Source organism: Caulobacter sp. Root487D2Y (assembly GCF_001427165.1).
Lineage (GTDB): Bacteria > Pseudomonadota > Alphaproteobacteria > Caulobacterales > Caulobacteraceae > Caulobacter.
Genome location: NZ_LMFD01000001.1, coordinates 245895 through 261847 on the forward strand (window position 1 = coordinate 245895; position 15953 = coordinate 261847).

General features: G+C 69.3%; 18 protein-coding genes. 8 read left to right on the plus strand and 10 right to left on the minus strand.

The features are described from left to right. Nucleotides 1–49: 49 nt before the first annotated feature. The 3 genes from ASD38_RS01185 to acnA all read right to left on the minus strand — a co-directional run bounded on the left by ASD38_RS01185 (nucleotide 50) and on the right by acnA (nucleotide 4678). A complete protein-coding gene (locus ASD38_RS01185) occupies nucleotides 50–388 on the minus strand; it encodes a DUF2794 domain-containing protein (protein WP_056456907.1) in 339 nt (112 codons plus the stop codon). Between the two features lie 729 nt (nucleotides 389–1117). Further along, nucleotides 1118–1834, minus strand: coding sequence for a DUF1223 domain-containing protein (locus tag ASD38_RS01190; RefSeq protein WP_056443284.1), 717 nt, complete (start codon nucleotides 1832–1834; stop codon nucleotides 1118–1120). Between the two features lie 156 nt (nucleotides 1835–1990). Next, nucleotides 1991–4678: an aconitate hydratase AcnA gene (acnA, locus tag ASD38_RS01195; RefSeq protein ID WP_056456910.1), complete on the minus strand. Its 2688-nt coding sequence runs from the start codon at nucleotides 4676–4678 to the stop codon at nucleotides 1991–1993. Between the two features lie 193 nt (nucleotides 4679–4871). Between acnA and ccmA the strand changes: the two genes are divergently transcribed. The 3 genes from ccmA to ASD38_RS01210 all read left to right on the plus strand — a co-directional run bounded on the left by ccmA (nucleotide 4872) and on the right by ASD38_RS01210 (nucleotide 6542). Then, entirely contained in the window at nucleotides 4872–5486 is a 615-nt protein-coding gene (ccmA, locus tag ASD38_RS01200) for a heme ABC exporter ATP-binding protein CcmA (protein WP_056456913.1), read from the plus strand. Continuing rightward, complete coding sequence (gene ccmB, locus ASD38_RS01205) at nucleotides 5483–6148, plus strand: heme exporter protein CcmB (protein WP_056456916.1); 666 nt, start codon at nucleotides 5483–5485, stop codon at nucleotides 6146–6148. Before ccmA ends, ccmB begins: the two co-directional genes overlap by 4 nt. Before the next feature lie 139 nt (nucleotides 6149–6287). After that, nucleotides 6288–6542, plus strand: a complete 255-nt coding sequence (locus tag ASD38_RS01210) for a hypothetical protein (protein WP_056456919.1) — start codon at nucleotides 6288–6290, stop codon at nucleotides 6540–6542. Nucleotides 6543–6706: 164 nt separating this feature from the next. On the opposite strand, the gene ASD38_RS01215 is transcribed toward ASD38_RS01210, so the two are convergent. Together ASD38_RS01215 and ASD38_RS01220 are read right to left on the minus strand one after the other, a co-directional pair. After that, entirely contained in the window at nucleotides 6707–7603 is an 897-nt protein-coding gene (locus ASD38_RS01215; RefSeq protein WP_056456922.1) for a DMT family transporter, read from the minus strand. Nucleotides 7604–7842: 239 nt separating this feature from the next. Continuing rightward, nucleotides 7843–8193: a DUF3147 family protein gene (locus ASD38_RS01220; RefSeq protein WP_056443297.1), complete on the minus strand. Its 351-nt coding sequence runs from the start codon at nucleotides 8191–8193 to the stop codon at nucleotides 7843–7845. 166 nt (nucleotides 8194–8359) lie between these two features. Between ASD38_RS01220 and ASD38_RS01225 the strand changes: the two genes are divergently transcribed. The 4 genes from ASD38_RS01225 to ASD38_RS01240 are packed head-to-tail and all read left to right on the plus strand — an operon-like array spanning nucleotide 8360 to nucleotide 10431. After that, nucleotides 8360–8923, plus strand: a complete 564-nt coding sequence (locus ASD38_RS01225; RefSeq protein ID WP_056456925.1) for a Spy/CpxP family protein refolding chaperone — start codon at nucleotides 8360–8362, stop codon at nucleotides 8921–8923. 57 nt (nucleotides 8924–8980) lie between these two features. Beyond that, nucleotides 8981–9727, plus strand: coding sequence for a heme ABC transporter permease CcmC (ccmC, locus tag ASD38_RS01230; RefSeq protein WP_056443303.1), 747 nt, complete (start codon nucleotides 8981–8983; stop codon nucleotides 9725–9727). Nucleotides 9728–9730: 3 nt separating this feature from the next. Next, the gene (gene ccmD, locus ASD38_RS01235; RefSeq protein ID WP_056443306.1) at nucleotides 9731–9922 is read left to right on the plus strand and encodes a heme exporter protein CcmD; all 192 of its coding nucleotides are present in this window, start codon (nucleotides 9731–9733) and stop codon (nucleotides 9920–9922) included. Then, a complete protein-coding gene (locus ASD38_RS01240) occupies nucleotides 9919–10431 on the plus strand; it encodes a DsbE family thiol:disulfide interchange protein (RefSeq protein ID WP_056456928.1) in 513 nt (170 codons plus the stop codon). The genes ccmD and ASD38_RS01240 overlap by 4 nt, the downstream gene beginning before the upstream one ends. Before the next feature lie 128 nt (nucleotides 10432–10559). Here the strand turns inward: ASD38_RS01240 and ASD38_RS01245 are convergent, their stop codons facing one another. After that, entirely contained in the window at nucleotides 10560–10904 is a 345-nt protein-coding gene (locus ASD38_RS01245; protein WP_056456931.1) for a glycine zipper 2TM domain-containing protein, read from the minus strand. Between the two features lie 227 nt (nucleotides 10905–11131). On the opposite strand from ASD38_RS01245, the gene ASD38_RS01250 reads away from it, so the two are divergent. After that, nucleotides 11132–11407 carry a hypothetical protein gene (locus tag ASD38_RS01250; RefSeq protein WP_056456934.1) on the plus strand — a complete coding sequence of 92 codons (276 nt, stop codon included), beginning with the start codon at nucleotides 11132–11134 and terminating at the stop codon, nucleotides 11405–11407. 25 nt (nucleotides 11408–11432) lie between these two features. Here ASD38_RS01250 and ASD38_RS01255 read toward each other — a convergent pair whose 3' ends face one another. From ASD38_RS01255 to trpB, 4 genes are all read right to left on the minus strand, one after another. After that, nucleotides 11433–12746: a bifunctional folylpolyglutamate synthase/dihydrofolate synthase gene (locus tag ASD38_RS01255; protein WP_056456936.1), complete on the minus strand. Its 1314-nt coding sequence runs from the start codon at nucleotides 12744–12746 to the stop codon at nucleotides 11433–11435. A gap of 113 nt (nucleotides 12747–12859) precedes the next feature. After that, nucleotides 12860–13789, minus strand: coding sequence for an acetyl-CoA carboxylase carboxyltransferase subunit beta (locus tag ASD38_RS01260; protein WP_056443320.1), 930 nt, complete (start codon nucleotides 13787–13789; stop codon nucleotides 12860–12862). An 11-nt stretch (nucleotides 13790–13800) separates the two neighbouring features. Next, nucleotides 13801–14628, minus strand: a complete 828-nt coding sequence (gene trpA / locus ASD38_RS01265; RefSeq protein WP_056443323.1) for a tryptophan synthase subunit alpha — start codon at nucleotides 14626–14628, stop codon at nucleotides 13801–13803. 82 nt (nucleotides 14629–14710) lie between these two features. Continuing rightward, entirely contained in the window at nucleotides 14711–15931 is a 1221-nt protein-coding gene (gene trpB / locus ASD38_RS01270) for a tryptophan synthase subunit beta (RefSeq protein ID WP_056456939.1), read from the minus strand. Nucleotides 15932–15953 lie beyond the last annotated feature (22 nt).

The window sequence follows — 15953 nt, forward strand, 5'->3', positions numbered from 1 at the left end:
CCCGGTCCCATGGGAACGCCGGCGGCCCCGCGATCGGTTCAAAAGCGCCTCAGTCGATGACCTTGAACCGGCCCTTGTCGAACATCCGCAGCACCTGGGCCAGGTCGTGTCCGCGCTTGAGGGTCAGGCCGCCCTGGCCGATCACCGCCCATTCGCCCTGTTTGCGGGCCAGGGCCGGGTGCTTCTCGATCCGGTAGAGCGGCGCCTCGGCCGCATGGCGGAACACCGAGAACACCGCGTGGTCGCTGAGGCCGGCCATGCCGTAGTCGCGCCACTCGCCGGCGGCGACCATCCGGCCATAGAGCCGCAAGAGCTGGTCGATCTCGCGACGCTCGAAGAAAACGACACCGTCCTTGACGGTGACCGGGGGGCGGGAATCCAGGGCCATCGGACGAATCCTAACCCCAAATCGGGCTTCGAGGCGAGCGCCCCTCGGCGAAGGGCGGCGTGCGAGCCGAGACCGGCGTTGCGGCCTTGCTACAGTGGCGCTTGATAATCTCGGTACGGTCGCGATGGGCCACGAAATGACCTTAATTTCGACCCCTCGCCGCCCGGTTGGCCCACCATCTTCGACTGGTCGGCCGATCGGACATCCTGCGGTTCAGGATCCTGAACAGCCCCCCCAGCCCCCTCGATCGTGGGCCGGTCGGCCGACAGACCACCCTCTAAAGCATTGCCCGAGACCCCCGCGTGGCGCCCCTCTCCACGCGGGGTTTTCGCGTGCGCGCCACCGCGACGTTCAGCGCGGCTCGGACACATCCACGACACGAACCGCCGCGAAACGACCTTTATCGCGCCCTTCCACCGCCGATTTGGCCCGCCATAAGGTCAGTGTCGGCTGATCGGACGCCTCGGATCCGGACCCTGAACAGCCCCCCAGCCCCCCTGATTCGGGCTCTGGTCAGCCGACGGACTAGACATTTCCCCTCCCCCTAAGAGGCCCGCGCGGTGTCCCCTCCCCGCGCGGGCTTTTCTTTTGGACATAGGTCCTCCCCCTGTGGGGGAGGCGGCGCGAAGCGCCGGTGGGGGGAGTTGTGGGATCGATCGAGGAATTCGGCATCTGCCGATCACTCCCCCTCCGTCGGCTTCGCCGACACCTCCCCACTGGGGGAGGACCCTACTTTTCCGAAACTTCCTGCAGCACCCCGATCACCCGGCCGCCCTTGGCGCCCTGGACGATGATCACGGTCTTCAGCGCCTCGTCGGCGGCGACGGGCAGGCGGTAGAGCTTAGGCCGGCCGTTCCAGGGACCCAGGCGGACCAGTTCGCGCACGACGTTGCGGTGGACCAGGGTCTGGCCGCGGTTGTCGCCGCGCTTGACGGCGATGTCCTGCTCGCGCGGGTCGTAGCGCACCAGCCAGACCTCGCCCCCGCCGCGCGGCGCGGGGCCCGAGCCGACGGCCACGCGGCCGCCGTCGCCGATGAATTCCATGTCCGGCGGATTGGACGGCGCCTTGGCGGCGTCCTTGACCAGGGTCTCGACCGCCTCGGCCTTGGCGCCGGACGCCTGCTGGCGGCCCGCGACCACGACCTGCGGGGTCGGCACGTCGCGCAGCGAGAACTTCTGGGCGTAGGCGCGCTGGCGGGTCGCGAAGGCCGGCTTGGCGAAGGTGTCGGTCCAGCCGAGGTAGTCCCAGTAGTCGACCGAATAGGTCAGGGCCAGGACGCCCTTGTCGTCGGCCATGTCGGCGATGACCTGGTTGGCCTTGCCGCAGGAGGAGCAACCTTGAGCGGTGAACAGCTCGACGACCACCGGCGGTTTCGCGGCGAGCGCGGGCGCGGCTGAAAAACCCGCGAGGGTGGTGAGAGCGAGAAAGAGCAGGGCCTGACGCATGTGCGGGGCACTTAAGCCAAGATCGTGGTCGATGGCCGTTCACGAGGCCGTGAAGGCGGCTTTCTCGCGCAAAAGAAGAAATCCGCCGCACGAAAAACCCAAAGAAAAAGCCGGGCCCCGTGGGGACCCGGCTTCGTCTTTTCGAGCGCGTCGCGCTTAGTCGGCCTTGGCCAGGTTGCGCAGCACGTAGTTCAGCACGCCGCCGTTCTTGAAATATTCAAGCTCGGTGGGGGTGTCGATGCGGCAGCGGACCGGGAAGCGGGCGATGCGGCCGTCGGTCGGGCGATAGAGCTCGACGATCAGCTGCTTGCGCGGCGCCAGGTCCTGCAGGCCGCGGATCGAGACGATCTCCTCGCCCGTCAGCTCCAGCTTCTGCCAGCCTTCCTGGACGAACTGCAGAGGCAGAACGCCCATGCCGACCAGGTTGGAACGGTGGATGCGCTCGAAGCTTTCGCAGATCACCGCGCGGACGCCCAGGAGCTTGGTGCCCTTGGCCGCCCAGTCACGCGACGAACCGGTGCCGTATTCCTTGCCGCCGAACACCACGGCCGGACGGCCCTCGGCCTGGTACTTCATGGCCGCGTCGTAGATCGACATCACCTCGCCCGAGGGGAAGTGCTTGGTCACGCCGCCTTCGATGTCCGGGGTGATCTTGTTGCGGATGCGGATGTTGGCGAACGTGCCGCGCATCATCACCTGGTGGTTGCCGCGACGGGCGCCGTAGCCGTTGAAGTCCAGCGGGTCGACGCCGTGGTCGATCAGGTACTGGCCAGCGGGGCTGGTCTTCTTGATCGAGCCGGCCGGGCTGATGTGGTCGGTGGTGATCGAGTCGCCGAACACGGCCAGGACGCGGGCTTCCACGATGTCGGTGACCGGGGTCGGGGTCATCGACATGTTGGGGAAGTAGGGCGGGTTCTGGACGTAGGTGGAGTCACCTTCCCAGGCGTAGGTCTGGCCGCCGGTGATCTTGATCCCCTGCCAGTTCTTGTCGCCCTTGAAGACGTCGCCGTAGCGGCTGGCGAACATCTTTTCGGTGACCGACTTGCGCTGCAGGGTCGCGATGTCCTCGTTCGAGGGCCAGATGTCCTTCAGGAAGACGTCATTGCCCTTCTTGTCCTGGCCCAGCGGCTGGGTGGCCAGGTCGATCTTCATCGAGCCGGCCAGGGCGTAGGCCACCACCAGCGGCGGCGAGGCCAGGTAGTTGGCGCGCACGTCCGGGTTCACGCGGCCTTCGAAGTTGCGGTTGCCCGACAGCACCGAGCAGGCCACCAGGTCGGCGTCGTTGACGGCCTTGCTGATGTTCTCGGGCAGCGGGCCCGAATTGCCGATGCAGGTGGTGCAGCCGTAACCCACCAGGTTGAAGCCGAGCGCGTCGAGGTGCTTGGTCAGGCCGGCCTTCAGCAGATAGTCGGTGACCACCTGCGAGCCGGGGGCCAGCGAGGTCTTCACCCACGGCTTGACCTTCAGGCCCTTGGCCACCGCGTTCTTGGCCAGCAGGCCGGCGGCGATAAGGACCGAGGGGTTCGACGTGTTGGTGCAGCTGGTGATGGCCGCGATGACCACGTCGCCGTGGCCGACGTCGAAGGTCTCGCCCTCGACCGGCACGCGGGCGTTGGGGGCCTCGGCCTTGCCGAACTCGCCGGCCAGGCTCTCGGCGAACTTGGCGGCGGACTCGGTCAGCAGCACGCGGTCCTGCGGACGCTTGGGGCCGGCCAGCGACGGCAGAACCGACGACAGGTCCAGCTCCAGGGTGTCGGTGAAGGTCGGCTCGGGCACGCCCGGCTCCCACCACAGGCCCTGCTCCTTGGCGTAGGCTTCGACCAGGGCGACGCGGGCGGCGTCGCGGCCGGTGCCCTTCAGGTAGGCCACGGTCGAGGCGCTGATCGGGAAGAAGCCGCAGGTGGCGCCGTATTCCGGAGCCATGTTGGCGATCGTCGCCTGGTCTTCCAGGGTCAGGTTGGCCAGGGCGTCGCCGTAGAACTCGACGAACTTGCCGACCACGCCCTTCTTGCGCAGCATCTGGGTGACGGTCAGCACCAGGTCGGTGGCCGTCGCGCCTTCCGGCATGGCGCCGGTCAGCTTGAAGCCGATGACTTCCGGGATCAGCATCGGGATCGGCTGGCCCAGCATCGCGGCCTCGGCCTCGATGCCGCCCACGCCCCAGCCCAGGACCGACAGGCCGTTGACCATGGTGGTGTGGCTGTCGGTGCCGACGACGGTGTCGGGATAGGCGGTGGTTTCGCCCTCGGCTTCGTTGGTCCAGACGGTCTGGGCCAGGTATTCCAGGTTCACCTGGTGACAGATGCCGGTGCCCGGGGGCACGACGCGGAAGTTGTTGAACGCCGACGAACCCCAGCGCAGGAAGCGGTAGCGCTCCAGGTTGCGCTCGTATTCACGGGCGACGTTGTCTTCGAAGGCCTTGGGATTGCCGAAGTTGTCGACCATCACCGAGTGGTCGATGACCAGGTCGACGGGGTTCAGCGGGTTGATCTTGGCCGGGTCGGCGCCCAGGGCGACCATGGCGTCGCGCATGGCGGCCAGGTCGACGACGGCCGGAACGCCGGTGAAGTCCTGCATCAGGACGCGGGCCGGGCGGAAGCTGATTTCGTGCTCGACGCTGCCCTTGTTGTCCAGCCAGTTGGCCACGGCCTTCAGGTCGGCTTCGTTGACGGAAACGCCGTCTTCGTAGCGCAGCAGGTTCTCCAGCAGCACCTTCATCGAGACCGGCAGCTTGCCGGCGCCGTTCAGACCCGCTTCCTCAGCGGCGCGAAGGCTGTAATAGACGTAGGTCTTGCCGCCGACGACAAGTTCGCGGCGGGTTTTGAGGCTGTCTACAGACGCCATTTCGAAGGATCCCTTCTCTGTCCACGGCCGCCGGAAAACCTCTCCAGGGATCGCGCGATCGAGGCGGACCCACAGCGTCCATCCTCGCGCCGCGTACGCCCCATCCAATGCGGAGGGTGACGGCCGAGGGCTTCTTAGCGGTCGTCGTCGGCAACGTCCATGCACAGGGCAGGGTCTTGAGGGCTTCCCGTCCATGTTGAGAGCTATTCGCATCAAGGACTTAAGTCTTGTTCGCGGCGAGCGGCGGCTGTTCTCGGGTCTGGATCTGGAGATCTCGGCGGGACAGGCCGTGGCCCTGACGGGACGCAACGGCGCGGGCAAGACTAGCCTGTTGCGGGCCGTGGCGGGCCTGTTGCGGCCGTCGCGGGGCGTCATCGGCTTCGACGGCGAGGCCGGCCCGCTGGAGGCCGAGGTCGCGCGGTCCGACGGGCTGCACCTGGTCGGCCATCACGACGGCCTGAAATCGACGCGTTCGGCCTGGGAGGAGTTGCTGTTCCAGACCCGCTGGACCGGCGGGTCCGAGGCCTCGGCGCGCGCGGCCGCGACGAAGCTGGACCTGGACCGCCTGCTCGACCTGGAGATCCGTCGTCTGTCGGCCGGTCAGCGCCGGCGCGTGGCCCTGGCCCGGCTGCTGGCCAGCCCCCGGTCGCTGTGGCTGCTGGACGAGCCGATGGCCCCGCTGGACGCCGGCCATCGCGAGGGCTTCGGCGCCCTGATGGCTCGACACCTCGAAGGCGGCGGCATGGTGCTGGCCGCCGTCCACGATCCCCTGCCCGTTCCCTGCCGCGTGGTGGAGGTCGGCGGATGAAGGCGTTCCTGATCCTGCTGCGCCGCGAGCTGGCCCTGGCCTGGGGCAATGGCGGCGGGCCGCTGCTGGCCCTGGCCTTCTACGCCTGCGTCGTGACCCTGCTGCCGCTGGCGGCCGGCCGCGCGCCCGAGCGGCTGGCCTCGCTGGCCCCCGGCATCGCCTGGCTGGCCCTGGCCCTGGCCGCCCTGCTCTCCTTGGAGCGCCTGTTCGAGCGCGACTTCGAGGACGGGGCCCTGGACCTGCTGGCCCTCGGTCCCGCCCCGCTCGAGGCGGTGGCCGTGGCCAAGTGCCTGGCCCACTGGCTGGCGGCCGGCGCGCCCCTGGCCTTCGCCGCCCCGATCGCCGCCCTGGCCCTGGGCGCCTCGTCGCACATCATCCCGCTGCTGATCCCCTGCGCCCTGGCCGGGGGCCTGGCCTTCTCGTTCCTGGGCGGACTGGGGGCCAGCCTGGCGCTGGGCAGCAAGCGCGGCGGCCTGCTGGTGGCGGTGATCGTCCTGCCGCTCTACGTGCCGCCGGTGATCTTCGGGGCCGGCGCCCTGGACGCCTTGGCCGGCGGCCTGCCGTGGACGGGCGGGCTGTTCCTGCTGCTGGCCTATTCGGCCGCGGCGGTGGCGTTGGGGCCGATCGCCATGGCGGCGGCGTGCCGGAACGCGCTGGACTAAAGGTCCGCTTGCGACCCTGAGGCGTCGTTCGAACCGCCGCGCGATCCAAGCTGTAGCGAGGCGCAGTTTAAGGTTGAAAGACACAATCTAAGGGCGCAACCTTTGCTTTGGGAAATGAACCCTGCACGAGGCGTCGCACATGAAAGCCCTGTTGAAAACCGCCAAACTCGCCGCCCTGGCCTTCGCCGCCAGCGTGTCGTTCATGCCGGCGGCGGTCCTGGCGGCGATACCGTACGAGCGGTCCCTCATCTATTACGATGGCCCGGATTCCACGACCATTGTGGGATATTTCAATATCAACTGCACCGGACACACTTGGCTGGATGGCCAGCGGACGCCCTGGTACAGCGAAACCCTGACGGCGTGCGATCCCCTTTACCCGCCGCCGCTCTAAGCCAAGGAGCGCCCTCGCGCACAGGCCGGTGATGTCGCGAGCGGGCGAGAGATCATGGGTGGCGGCGATACAATAGCGCCCGCCCGCGATTTCTCGCCCCGCCATCCTGAAAGTGGGATGGTCATACGAAGGAAGTCCGGGGTCAGACGTCCACCCATAGCCGACTAGATCGGCCCCGCGCTGGCCGTGACCGCCGGCGCGTGACGCTCGCCCAGCACCACCGCGAAGCTGCCGGCGATGATCATCAGTCCGCCGGCCGCCAGCGACCAGGTCAGGTGGTCGCCGAACAGCCACACGCCGATGCAGGCGCCCATCAGCGGCTCGATATTGATGAACACCCCGGCGCTGGCGCTGCCCACCCGGGCCGAGCCGAACTGCCAGGCGGCGGTGGCCAGCAGGGTGCCCAGCACGCCCAGGCCGAGGATGCCGAGCCAGACCATGGGGCTGAGATCCAGCTTGGGCGGCCCGTGCATGACCCACGAGATCGGCAGCACGGTGGCGGCGGCGATGATCACCGTCACGGCCGGTATGGCCATCGGGGTTGGGGCCTTGGGCGCGCGGCGCAGCACGATCAGCCAGGCCAGGAAGATGAACAGCGAGCCCAGCGACAGGGCCACGCCCAGGGGCGAGCCGGCCCCGTCCGGCTTGCCGGCGATCAGGGCCGCGCCCAGGGTCGCGGCCGCCACCCCGCCCCAAGAGGCGCGGCTGACCTTTTCGCCCAGCAGCTTGGCGGAAATGGCGATCAGGGCCGGCATCGCCCCGACCAGCAGGGCCGCCAGGGTGACGCTGACATGGGCCAGGCCCTCGAACTGCACCATGAAGGCGATCCCGTACAGCGCCCCGGCCGCCAGGATCACCGGCGAGCGGAACAGGGCCCGCGCCTGCGCGGTGCGCAGGGCGAACGGCGCGGCGACGAGGGCCGCCACCGCGAACCGCAGCAACACCATGTGCGCCGCGTCGGTCTCGCGCAGCACCAGCTTGCCCAACGGGAAGCCCAGCCCCCAGCAGACGCCGGCGACGATCAGGGCGAGGAAGGCGATGCGTTTGGCGGGGCGGTTCATGGCCGGGCTTCTAACCGTGTTCGGAGGGGCGGAGATAGGCGCGCGGTCTAGCCCGCATCGACATTCGGCGGCTGGGACGAAAACCTCGTCCTTCGACAAGCTCAGGATGAGGTTTTTCTACGCCTCGGACTTATAAATGGTCCTCATCCTGAGCCTGTCGAAGGACGAGGACCACGCACCGAGCCTGAATGTTGTCGATGCCCACTCTGGCCCGAACCGCCGTCAGCGCATGACAGCAGTCAGAGCTTCAGGCCGAAGCGCGGTCCGATCGCCGTCATGGTCAGATAGAGGCCCACGGTGACGATGCAACCCGCGCCCAGCGCCATCCAGAAGTTCACGCCCCGCCGCAGCAGGGCCGGCACGATCAGGAACATCGGCAGGGACGGCAGCACGTACCAGAAGGTCGCCTCGACGTGGGTGGCCATCCGTCCGACGTCGCGGGTGTCGCGCCACAGCCACAGCATGCCCAGGATCGAGATCAGCGGCAGCGAGGCGACCAGGGCGGCGAAGCCCGGCTGACGCTTGGCGATCTCGGACACCAGGGCGATGATCACCCCCGAAATCGCGGCCTTGACCAGCAGGTAGAGCATTCCGGGGACCTCCCTTGGGGCGCGGGGCCGCGAGACTCCGGCGCGGCGTCAAAGCGTTATCGACGATCAGTCCGTCAGTCCTGCAACATTCCTCGAAGATTCTGACATTCCGGCGTTACATGGGGAATTGAGGTTCTGCTCAAGGTGTTTTCCACGGAGCAATCAGATGCGCATGCAACCGAGCCGCCTGGCCTTGACGGCCGCGGCCGCGATCCTCCTCTCCACCGCGACGGCCGCCGTCGCCCAGGACGGTCCGCCGCCGCCCGGCCCGCCCCCTTCCGGCATGCCCCCCTCCGGCATGCCGATGTCCCACGATGGCCCCGGCGGTCCGATGATGATGATGCGCCATCATCACATGGATCCCGAAGCCCGCGCCCAGCACCTGCGCGACGTGCTGCAGCTGCGATCCGACCAGGACGGCGCCCTGAAGGCCTTTCTGGCCGCGACCGAGCCCAAGGACTGGGACGGCGACCGGCCGAAGAAGGGGGACGGGGACGGTCCGCCCAAGGCGCTGACCACGCCCGAACGCCTGGATCGCGAGACCGAGCACCTGGCCCGCGCCAAGGCGCGCATCGACGCCACCCGCGCCTTCTACGCGGCCCTGTCGCCCAGCCAGAGGAAGGCCTTCGACGCCCTGGGCCCGATGGTCGGCGGTCACGGCGCGATGATGCGCCACCTCGAAACCCGGCGCTTCGAGGGCGGTCCGGACAGCATGCCGGGCAAGCCCTGAGCCGGCTGGACCGTCTCGACGATTGCGGGCGTCCTCCAGGTCTTCTAAGGCTCGGAAATGGACGCCCGTGACCGACATCATCCGCTGGATTTCCTGACGAACCCCGAGCGGTTCATGGCCTTTTCCAGCTGGGCCGCGCCGATGTTCGGCGTGATCGCGGCGGTGCTGGCCGGAGTCGGCCTGGTGCTGACCTTTGTCGCGCCGGAGGACTACCAGCAGGGCGACACGGTGCGGATGATGTTCATCCACGTGCCGGCCGCCGTGATCAGCATGTTCGTCTATCTGTGCCTGGGCGTGGCCAGCTTCCTGGCCCTGGTGTTCCGCCACGCCCTGGCCGACGCCGCCGCCGTGGCCTGCGCGCCGCTGGGCGCGGCCTTCACGGTCCTGGCCCTGGTCACCGGCTCGTTGTGGGGCAAGCCGATGTGGGGAACCTGGTGGGTGTGGGACGCCCGCCTGACCTCGGTGCTGGTGCTGCTGCTGTTCTATCTGGGCTATCTGGCCCTGCGCTCGGCCCTGGAGGACGAGCAGAAGGCGGCCCGCGCCGCGGCGATCCTGGCCCTGGTCGGCCTGATCAACCTGCCGATCATCAAGTTCTCGGTCGAATGGTGGAACAGCCTGCACCAGGGCAGCTCCACGCTGTTCGCCAAGCCGGGCGACGCCCTGCCGGCGGTCTATGCCTGGCCCATGCTGGTGATGAGCCTGGCCTATCTGTCGGCGTTCGGATCGCTGTGGCTGGTGCGGATCCGCGCCCTGGTCTGGCGGCGCAAGGCCCGGGCCCTGGCCCTGCAAGCGGCGGAGGGCTAAGGGGTGCACTTCGATTTCGACGCCGGCAAGTACGCGGTCTATGTCTGGCCGGCCTTCGCCCTTACGGCCGCCGCCTTCGTCTGGATGATCGCCGACAGCCTGGCCTCGGCCCGCCGCTGGCGGCGCGAGGCCGAGCGGCTGCAGGCGCGCCGCCAGGTCCAAGGCGAGACCCAAGGCGAGGCGGGGAAGCCGTGAACCGCTGGATCGGCTACGCGCCGCTGATCGTCCTGCTGGGCCTGGGCATGCTGTTCGCCGGCTACGCGCTCAAGCACGACCCGCATGTCCAGCCCCACGCCCTGGTCGGCAAGCCGGTCCCGGCCGTGACCCTGCCCGACCTCGACACCGGCGCGATGGTCGCGGTGCGCGACGCGCCGGCTGGTCCGCGGCTGATCAACTTCTTCGCCTCCTGGTGCGCGCCCTGCCGGGTGGAGCAACCGCAGCTGATGGCGCTCAAGGCCCGGGGCGTCACCGTGGTCGGCGTCGCCTACAAGGACGAGCCGGCCCGAACCCAGGCCTTCCTCGCCGAGCTGGGCGACCCGTTCGCCGTCAAGCTGGCGGACCGCACGGGCCGGGCGGGCATCGAGTTCGGCGTCACCGGCGTGCCCGAGACCTTCCTGGTCGGGGCCGACGGCGTGATCCTGGCCAAGCACAGCGGCCCGCTGACCGACGCCGACGTCCAGGAGATGCTGGGCAAGCTGCGCTAAAGGGTTTTCAAGCGAGGTGGACGCCGGCTCGCGCGAAGAAGACGCCTAAAATCAAAGACTCTGGACGCGAAAAGGCCCGGACGGCCATGCCGGTCCGGGCCCGCGTTCAGTTTCAGCGGTTCCAGCCGTCAGCAGCGCGAACCCTTGCCGATCTGGCTGCCGGCGTAGGCGCCGACGCCCGCGCCCAGCAGGGTGCCGGGGGTGCGGTTGCCGTGCGAGACCGAGTTGCCCAGCAGGCCGCCGGCCACGGCGCCGATGATCGCGCCGGTCGCCTTGCCGTTCTTGCGGTGCGAGCGGCAGCTGTCGTAGCTGCGATAACGGCTGTCGTAACGGCTGTCGTAGCGCTCGTAACGATGGTGGTCGCGATAATAGCGGCCGTCATGGGCCGAGGCGAAGCTCGGGACCGAAGCCAGGCTCAGGGCCGCGGTGGCGGCGGCGAGCAGCGAAACGGTGGTTTTTGCGGTGGTGCGCATCGGGTGTCCCTTTCAGATCAGTTCGTGTCCGACCGCCCGGCCCCGATCCGGGTCGATCCTGGGGACAGCCTAGGCGGCCGAGCCTGAACGGCGTCGACAACCCAACTTTCATCCGGCGTTCATTTTTCTCCGGGTTTTGCCCTAGTTTTCCGGCGCCGAACCGCGACCATTAACCGCGCGTTGACCATGCTCGCCGACTTTGCGTTAACCATGATAGAGTCGCGTTCATGAGCACGATCCGCCCCACCGGCTTGCCGGCCGTTCCGCAGAGACCCGCCTCGTCCCAAGGGACGACGGGGGCCGGCGGCTCGCGCGCGGCGGCGTTCTTCCAGGCGGCCGTCGGCGACGCCGCCGCGACCCGGCCGACCACGCCGCCGATCGCCGTCCAACTGCAGACCCAGGCCCAGCCGCAGCGCCAGCCGCCGGCCCGCCCGTTCGTCCAGCCGGCCGAACAGCCGCAACGCATCCTGCGCCCCGGCTCGCTGCTGAACATCCTGGTCTAGTTCGGACCGGCGCCTAGACCGACCCCTAGACCGGCCACGTCTCCGGACTCATCGCCAGCACTTCGCCCGCCAGATAGAGCGAGCCGCAGATCAGCACGTGCGGCGTCGGCGCGACGGCCAGCGCCTTGTCCAGGGCCGCCTCGACGCTGTCGCAGGCCTGGGCCCGCAGGCCGGCCAGCTCCGCCGCCGCCGCCGTCTGGGCGGCGCTGGCGGCGGCGTGGCCCTCGAACGTGACCGTGAAGACCTTGGCCTCGAGCGCCGCGAACGGCGCGAAGAAGCCGGCGGCGTCCTTGTTGGCCAGCAGGCCGGAGATCAGCGCCACGGGCCGGCCGTCGCGGGCGGCCAGGTCGCCCAGGGCCCTGGCCACGGCCTGGCCGGCGTGCGGATTGTGACCGCCGTCGAGCCAGAGGTCAGCCCCGGCCGCCTTGGCGCGCGCGGCCAGCGGTCCGGCCGTCAGCCGTTGGAACCGCGCGGGCCAGGTCGCGGCGGCGATCCCTCGGGCCATGGCCGCCTCGTCGATGCGCGCATCGTTCAGGACCAGCATCGCCGCCACCGCCAGGCCGGCGTTGGCGAACTGGTGCTCGCCGGGCAGCGACGGGGCCGGCAGGTCCAGCAGGCGGTCCTGCAGCTGCACCAGCAGCCGTCCACGCTCGCTCCAGGCGTCGAAGTCGCGGCCCATCAGAGTCAGGGGCGCTTCGGCGAGGTCGGCCTCGCGCTCGACGACCCGCTCGGCCTCCTCGGCCTGGCGGGCGCTGACCACCGGGATGTTCGGCTTGATGATCCCGGCCTTTTCCTGGGCGATGGCCGCCAGGGTGTCGCCCAGGAACTCGCGGTGGTCGATGTCGATCGGGGCGATGACGCTGACGGCGGGCATGACCACGTTGGTGGCGTCCAGCACCCCGCCCAGCCCCACCTCGACCAGGCACAGGTCGGCCGGGACCTCGGAAAAGGCCTGGAACGCCGCGGCGGTGGTGATCTCGAAGAAGGTGATCGGCAGGCCGGCGTTGGCGGTCTCGACGCGCTCGAGCACCTCGGCCAGGTGTTCGTCGGTGATCAGGGACCCGGCCAGGCGGATGCGCTCGGCGAAGCGCACCAGGTGGGGCGAGGTGAAGACGTGGACGCGGAGCCCCGCCGCCTCGGCCATGGCCCGCAGATAGGCGACGGTCGAGCCCTTGCCGTTGGTGCCGGCCACGTGGATCACCGGCGGCAGGCGCCTTTGCGGGTCGCCCAGGGCCGCGCACAGCCGGACCATCCGCTCCAGCGACAGGTCGATCAGCTTGGGATGCAGGGCCTGCAGCCGCGCCAGCGCGGCGTCATGGGCGCGGAGGTGGTCGGTCATGAGGGTCCGCCCTCGTCCTTCGACAGGCTCAGGATGAGGGCTATTGCTCACTCAGCGCCAAATTCAAACCTCATCCTGAGCTTGTCGAAGGACGAGGTTCGTTCACGAACGTCCTAGGCCGCCTTGAGCCCGCGTCCCATCATCAGGGTGCCCAGGATCGAGCCCAGCACGGCCGGCAGCTCCTTGCGCGGCGTGACGCGGTCGACCATGCCCTTCTCGACCAGGTATTCCGAGCGCTGGAAGCCCGGCGGCAGGGTCTCGCGGATGGTCTGCTCGATCACCCGGGGACCGGCGAAGCCGATCAGGGCGCCCGGCTCGGCCAGGTGCACGTCGCCGAGCATGGCGTAGGAGGCGGTGACGCCGCCGGTGGTCGGGTCGGTCAGCACCACGACGTAGGGCAGGCCGGCGTCCTTCATCGCGTTGATGGCCAGGGTGGTGCGGGCCATCTGCATCAGGGACAGGGCCCCTTCCTGCATCCGCGCGCCGCCGGCGGCGGTGAAGGCCACCAGCGGAACCTGGCGCTCGATCGCGGCCTCGGCGGCGGCGATGAAGCCCTCGCCCGCGGCCATGCCCAGCGAACCGCCCATGAAGGCGAAGTCCTGGACCAGCACCACGGCGTCGACGCCGCCGACCTTGCCGAAGGCGATGGCCATGGCGTCCTGCTCGCCGGTCGCCTTGCGGGCGGCGGCCAGGCGGTCCTTGTAGGACTTGCCGTCCGAGAACTTCAGCGGATCCTCGAACACGGCCGGGGTCGGCAGGACCGAGAACAGCGCCTCGTCGAAGGTGAACTTGAAGCGCAGTTCGGGACCGATGCGCATGTGGCGTCCGGCCGGGGTGACCCACAGGGCCGCCTCCAGGTCGGAGCGGTAGATCATCTCGCCCGTGTCGGGGCATTTGACCCAGAGGTTCTCCGGGGTCTCGCGCTTGGCGAACGCGCCGCGCACGCCGGGCGCGATCCGCGACAGCCAGCCGCCGCGACGGCCCTCCGCCGGCGCCTTGGTCTTGTCGCCCTTCTTGGGCCCCTGGGGTTCAGCCATCGCCATAGCCTTCAGCCTCACGCCAATTCGAGTCGCGCCGACCGCACAGCCTTAGCCAGCTCCGACGCCTTGAGAAGAACCTTCTCGGTCACGTTTTCGTTCACCTTGGCCGCGGACTCGATTTCGTCCACCAAAGCCGAGCCGACCACGGCCGCGTCGGCGACGCGGGCCACGGCGGCGGCCTGGGCCGGGGTGCGGATGCCGAAACCGACCGCCACCGGCAGGCCCGAAGCCGCGCGCAGCCTGGCCACGGCCGGGGCCACGTCGCCGGCGTCGGCCGACTTCACGCCGGTCACGCCGGCCACCGACACGTAGTACAGGAAGCCCGAGGTGCGGCGGACCACGGCCGGCAGGCGCGCGTCGTCGGTGGTCGGGGCGGCCAGGCGGATCAGCGAGATCCCGGCGGCCTCGAGCGCGTCGGCCAGCGGATCGGCCTCCTCCGGCGGGCAGTCGACCACGATCAGGCCGTCGACCCCGGCTTGCGCCGCGTCATGGGCGAAGGCCTCGAAGCCCTTGTTCACCAGCGGGTTCAGGTAGCCCATCAGGATCAGCGGGGTGTCCTGGTCGCCTTCGCGGAAGGCGCGGACCAGGTCCAGCGTGCCGTTCAGGGTCATCTTCTGGGCCAGGGCGCGCTGGCTGGCGCGCTGGATGGTCGGGCCCTCGGCCATCGGGTCCGAGAACGGGAAGCCCAGCTCGATGAGGTCGGCCCCGGCGGCCGGCAGGCCCTTCAGGATGGCCAGCGCCGTGGCGGCGTCGGGATCCCCGGCCATCACGTAGGAGACGAAGCCGGCGCGGTTCTCGGCCTTCAGGGCCGCGAACCGGCGATCGATACGGTCTTTGGTCATGATCTCAGTTCCCGCCTGGAAAAGCGGTGGAGCCAAAACCCTTGTCGAAGGACGAGGGCGTGGAGCGCGGAGTCGAACGCATCTAGATCGTCCGCCCGAGGGCGTCGGCCACGGTGAAGATGTCCTTGTCGCCTCGGCCCGACAGGCACAGCACGATCACCCCGCCCTCGCCTATCTCCTTGGCCAGCTGCGGCAGCTTGGCGATCGCGTGGGCGCTTTCCAGGGCCGGGATGATGCCCTCGAGCTCGGCGCACAGCTGGAACGCCTTCAGGGCCTCGTCGTCGGTGCAGGTCAGGTACTGGGCCCGGCCGACGTCGTGCAGGAACGAGTGCTCCGGCCCGATGCCCGGATAGTCCAGGCCGGCCGAGATCGAGTGGGCGTCCAGGATCTGGCCGTCGGCGTCCTGCAGCAGGTAGGTCTTGTTGCCGTGCAGCACGCCCGGGCGGCCGCCGGTCAGCGAGGCGGCGTGCTTGTCGGTCTCCAACCCGTGGCCCGAGGCCTCGACGCCGTAGATCTTGACGCTCTCGTCGGCCAGGAACGGGTGGAACATGCCGATGGCGTTCGAACCGCCGCCGACGCAGGCGACGACCGCGTCCGGAAGCCGGCCCTCGGCCTCCTGGATCTGCTCGCGGGTCTCGTTGCCGATCACCGCCTGGAAGTCCCGGACCATGGCCGGATAGGGGTGCGGACCGGCCGCGGTGCCGATCATGTAATAGGTGTCGTGGACGTTGGTGACCCAGTCGCGCATCGCCTCGTTCATGGCGTCCTTGAGGGTGGCGGCCCCCGAGGTCACCGGGCGCACTTCCGCCCCGAGCAGGTTCATGCGGAAGACGTTGGGCTTCTGACGCGCCACGTCGACGGCGCCCATATAGACCACGCAGGGCAGGCCGAAGCGCGCCGTCACGGTGGCGCTGGCCACGCCGTGCTGGCCCGCGCCGGTCTCGGCGATGATCCGGGTCTTGCCCATGCGCTGGGCCAGCAGGATCTGGCCCATGCAGTTGTTGATCTTGTGCGCGCCGGTGTGGTTCAGCTCCTCGCGCTTGAAATAGATCTTCGCGCCGCCGAGATGCCGGGTCAGGCGCTCGGCGAAATACAGCGGGCTGGGGCGGCCGACATAATGGGTCAGGTAGCCGCTCAGCTCCTTCTGGAAGCTCGGATCGTTCTTGGCTTCCGTGTAGGCCCGGTCCAGCTCGAGCACGAGCGGCATCAGGGTCTCGGCCACATAGAGGCCGCCGTAGTCGCCGAAGCGGCCCCTGGCGTCGGGGTAGGCGGACCAGTCATTAGGTTTGGTCGGAACGTTCACGAGCTCTTCCGAAACATCAGGC